The 4767-nt window shown below is 39.2% G+C and carries 3 protein-coding genes and 1 pseudogene; 1 reads left to right on the forward strand and 3 read right to left on the reverse strand.

Translation table 11 applies throughout. From position 1 onward, the window contains the following. The coding region (rrtA, locus tag CXF89_RS18400; RefSeq protein WP_121955411.1) for a rhombosortase at positions 1–524 on the forward strand (524 nt) is incomplete at its 5' end. Between the two features lie 89 nt (positions 525–613). Here rrtA and CXF89_RS18405 read toward each other — a convergent pair. From CXF89_RS18405 to CXF89_RS18415, 3 genes and pseudogenes are all read right to left on the reverse strand, one after another. Continuing rightward, positions 614–3118, reverse strand: a complete 2505-nt coding sequence (locus CXF89_RS18405) for a S9 family peptidase (RefSeq protein WP_121955412.1) — start codon at positions 3116–3118, stop codon at positions 614–616. A 132-nt stretch (positions 3119–3250) separates the two neighbouring features. Further along, entirely contained in the window at positions 3251–4426 is a 1176-nt protein-coding gene (locus tag CXF89_RS18410; protein WP_121955413.1) for an endonuclease/exonuclease/phosphatase family protein, read from the reverse strand. A 122-nt stretch (positions 4427–4548) separates the two neighbouring features. After that, positions 4549–4767 (reverse strand): annotated as a pseudogene (locus CXF89_RS18415) (5-(carboxyamino)imidazole ribonucleotide synthase); the annotation flags it as partial.

Consider the following 4767-nt stretch of genomic DNA (forward strand, 5'->3'; position numbering starts at 1 on the left):
CTGCATTTGATTTAAATAATTTACTTGAATTTAACCGAAGCCTAATTGATGAAGGTGAACTATGGCGAATCTTTTCAAGCCAATTTGTTCATGCTAATTGGGCTCATTTGGGACTAAATGCCAGTGGTGTTTTACTAATATGGTTACTACATGGCGAATACACATCCCCTACTCGCTACGCTTTTAATACAAGTGCGCTAGCACTGTGGTGTGGACTCGGTGTTTATTGGTTTTGCCCAAGCATACATATTTACACCGGATTAAGTGCCCTACTGCATGGCATAATTATTTGGGGCGCAGTAAAGGATATAACTGTAGGGCTTAAATCGGGTTATTTATTATTTATAGGCGTATGGATTAAAATAGGGTTTGAACAATTTAGCGGCCCTAATGCTGATATAGGAAAGCTTATTAACTCCACTGTGGCTATTGATGCACATTTAATTGGTGTTATTGGCGGGACTTTACTTGCAATACCATTGGCTATAGAGCTCTTTAAAAAGAACTTTAAAAAGCAAAAATAAAGTTAGATTTTGTTCAATCCAATAAAAATGCCGCATTAGTTAACTAAACTAATGCGGCATTTTTGTTTTTATACTTTAAGAGTTAAAGATTAAAGTGTTTCTTTAAATAACTTATGAATACGGCGGTATTCGTCTAACCAGCTTGAAGGCTGTACAAAACCATGTGGTTCAACAGGAAATATAGCTGTTTCAAAGTTTTGTTTTTCAAGCTCTATTAAGCGCTGCACTAAACGCACTGAATCTTGAAAAAATACGTTATCGTCAACCATTGGTGAGTTAATTAATAAACGCTTGTTTAAACCCTCAGCATAATAAATTGGCGAGCTGCGCTCATACGCAATCGGGTCAACATCAGGGTGGTTTAATATATTAGCCGTATAACCTGTGTTGTAATGCGCCCAATCGGTAACAGGTCTAAGTGCCGCACCCGATTGAAATAACTCAGGCGTGGTAAACAATGCCATAAAGGTCATAAAACCGCCGTAAGAGCCACCATAAGTGCCTACGGCTTTAGTATCAACGTTGGCATTTTGCGCCATCCATTTAACGCCATCGGCTAAATCTTGTGTTTCAGGCGTGCCCATTTGACGATAAATCGCAGTACGCCAATCACGCCCGTAACCTTTAGATGCGCGGTAATCCATATCCATTACTATGTAACCTTCATCAGCGAGCAATGAATGGAACATAAATTCACGAAAATAAACCGAAAACCCCATGTGTGAATTTTGTAAGTAACCCGCGCCGTGGTTAAAAATAACCGCTTTACGATTTTTACCTACTTCACCTTCTACGTAATCAGCTGGGTAGTACACTTTTGCATATATTGGTTGATCAGTATGGCTCGATGGTACAGCAACAATTTTAGGGGCTGTTAGCTTTTTAGCTAAAAACTCATCCGACACAGTATGCGTTAAGCGCGTTGCTTTTGTATTGGCTTTAGCATCTGCTACGTAAAGCTCATTAGGCATTGTAATTGTAGAGTGCTTAAGGAGTAACTTGTTTTCATCTGGGCTTAACGTGTAGTCAGTCATGCCGTTTAAGTCAGTAATTTGCTCGCTATTACCTGTTTGCGGGTTAACGCGGTAAATTTCGTAAAGCCCTGGATGCTCAACATTCGCTTTGTAATAAATTGCGCTGTCGTCGCTGGTAAGCGTTAAGTTAGAAACCTCAAATTGGCCTTGTGTTAGTGCGGTTGCACTACCATTTACAGGCTTTTTATAAAGCTGGCTGTAACCTGACTCTTCCGATAGGTAATAAAGCGTGTTTGAGTTATGTAACCACCCAAAGTCGTTAAATGCGTAAGCTATCCATGCATCGTCATGCAGGCGATGTTGCGACACAAGTTTGTTGTTTTTAAAATCTACCGTTGCAAGCCAGCGGTCTTTGTTGTCCCACGCTTCAAGCATTACAGCTACTTGTGAGCCATCGTCGTTCCATACTATTGGGCTTTGCTCAAAACCCCAGTCCATAATAAGGTTAATACCACGAGGTGCCTTTTTAGACTTATATGTTTTACCATCACGTGCGTAATTTTCTTTTTTAACTGCGGCTAAAACATCTTCGTCGAAGCCCGGTAAGGTATTAAAGCTAAGTGATGTTTGCTCTTTGTTAGTTAAATTGATGTAGACAAGCTTTGAGGTTTCTTCTTTAGCGTCGGCTACACGGCGGCGTGCTTTTTTAGGTTCTATAGTGGCGTCATTTGTAATGTAGTTAGGCATAATATCGCCATCACCACGCCAGTCTGTTTGCTTTTGTACAACGACTAACAGCGCATCACCATTTGGCGAAAGCTGAGCCTCTGCAACTTTATTACCGTCACCTAAGTAGTAAGCCGAGTTAGCAATTGAATCGTTTTGTTCATTAATTTGCTCACTGCGTGCTTGCTTATCTTTTTTATTTTTTTGTTGAAGCGCCACAAATTTAATCAATTTATGCTGCTCTTTAGCAATATACGTGCTTGGCTCTTCAATACCTTTTGGCTCATCAGCAAGTTTTAAGTTAGCAAGCTCGCTCGTTAAGCCTGTTTTTAAATCAACTTTAAAAAATACATTGCCTTGGCGGTAAACTAAATCGCCATTATTTAAAAATTGTGGCTTTGACTCGCCCGCTGATGTAGCTGTAATTTGTTTAAGTTCGCCGGTTTTTAGGTTTTTAACAAATACATTGCCTTTAAATGTGTAGGCCGCCATTGTTTTATTTTTAGAATAAACTGCTTTATTTGAACCCACAGTATGAAATTTATTAAGAGCTACTTGCTCTGCTGTTTGGCTAGTAACCGATTGGCTAAATAAATCGCGTAGTGTATTGCCCTGCTCTTTTTGAGCATAAATAATAGTAGACGAATCGCTCGCCCAGTAAGCACCCTCTGGCTGATTACCCATCCAATCCGGATCGGCCATTGCTTGTTCTAGCGTTATTTTTTGTGAGCCGATATCTGCTGGCGTGTTTACAACCGCAGCAATTTTAGTTGCTGGTAATGCACTTTGCTGTGTTGAAGAGGTGTTAGCGGTAGCGCTACAACCTGCAAGCATGACACTTGAGGCAACAGCTAAGGCCACTAACGTTTTAGATGAAGAAAGATTAAAAATCATAGTGCTTCTATACGGTTATTATAATTAAGCCGTATTTAAGCAGAAGCACTCAAGTTATTGCAATTTTTTAAGATAAATAGCCATTAAACAGGGTAAAGCTCAGTTTACTAACGCCCCCTTTATTAGTGGACGTTATTCAACGATTAAATCAAGCCACACCATGCGGTGATCGCTCGATGCGTTTCTATCTTTAATTAAACGATATTCACTACTAGTTTTAGTAGGCCAAAATACACCACCGTCCTTAATTTTTAAGCCATAGTTTGACGGTAGTACGTAATCAACACGCGCTTGCCAATTAGCACTGTAATTTTGTGCATAAGGCACGTCATACTGCTCTTTAGCGCCTTCACTTTTTGGAACAAATTGAGCGTTAATAAGTGGATTTTTAAGTAGTTGATCTGTGGTGTTTGTACGGGCTTTATCACCCTCAGGGGCGGCATTTAAATCCCCTAAGATAACAAAACGAGAGTAAGTTTTTAAACCGCCTTTTTCGCCTTTATCATCGTAAATATACTTAGCGTTTGAAACGTAATCGGCAATTAGCCTTACTTCATCATGGTTACGCTTGCCGTTTCTATCCTCTTTACCGTCAAATACAGGCGGTGTTGGGTGAGATGCAATAACATGAATGGTTTTATCATTTACGTTAATAGGTAAATCCCAAAACGATTTAGAGCTAAGTCTAAGTGCTTGCCATTCTTGTGCGTTATACCAGTTTTCGCCTGTTTTAGGCATTACGGGCATTTGTGCATTTGGCATGTCTTTATATTTAAAGGTTTGAAGGGTTCTTACTTTATCAAAACCGATTGGGTATTTTGACAAAATAGCCATACCGTAATGCCCTTCAAAAAAGCCAAAACCTTGTGCATCGCCCATCACGCCATTTTTCTTGCCGTCGTTATCTAAATCAAACTCAGTGGCTAGGCCTGTATTTACCGGGGCAATATAAGAGTAAGGGTAATTAATAGCGGCTTGTTTTTGCTGACCTACATTTAAATAATGCTTATTAAAGTATTCAATTCCCTGCTCTTTTGGGATGTAATCAAATTCGTTAAGTAAAATAATGTCAGGGCGAACACGTTGAATAATTTCCGCTATGTTCTTAATTTGCTGGTGGTTTGCTTTAAGTGCATTAACTAAAGCATCACTTTTAACTTGCTCACCTTTAGGGGTGTGATTAGTTGCATCCATACTTACATTAAAAGTAGCAACACGAAGAAAGTCTGATGCAAATGCACTGTTACTAAAAAAAGGACTAAAAGAAGCGGCAACAAGTAGTGCGCTATAAATTGCTTTAAGTTTCATTAAATAATTTCACTGTAAAATTTTAGACTCAATCATTATTTCACAATCTAGGTAACCTTGCGCTTTTTTTAAATACAAAAAAATGCCGAGCAAGCTCGGCATTTAATAAAACGGTTAGCCATTTAATGAAGAATTATGTTAGCCGCCGCTTTTAAAATACCTGGGTAATTTTGCTCAGGTAAATATTCAGTAAGCTCACCTAATTTATCTGCTAGGTCGTTCATGCTAGTGGCCGATACGTTTATATGGCCCATTTTACGACCTGGTTTTGCAGTTTTACCGTACCAATGGCTAGTCACATCTGCATATTTAAGTACGTCAGCTGGAATATTAGGTTGCCC

The organism is Pseudoalteromonas sp. MelDa3 (assembly GCF_002863625.1).
GTDB classification, from domain to species: Bacteria; Pseudomonadota; Gammaproteobacteria; order Enterobacterales; family Alteromonadaceae; genus Pseudoalteromonas; species Pseudoalteromonas arctica.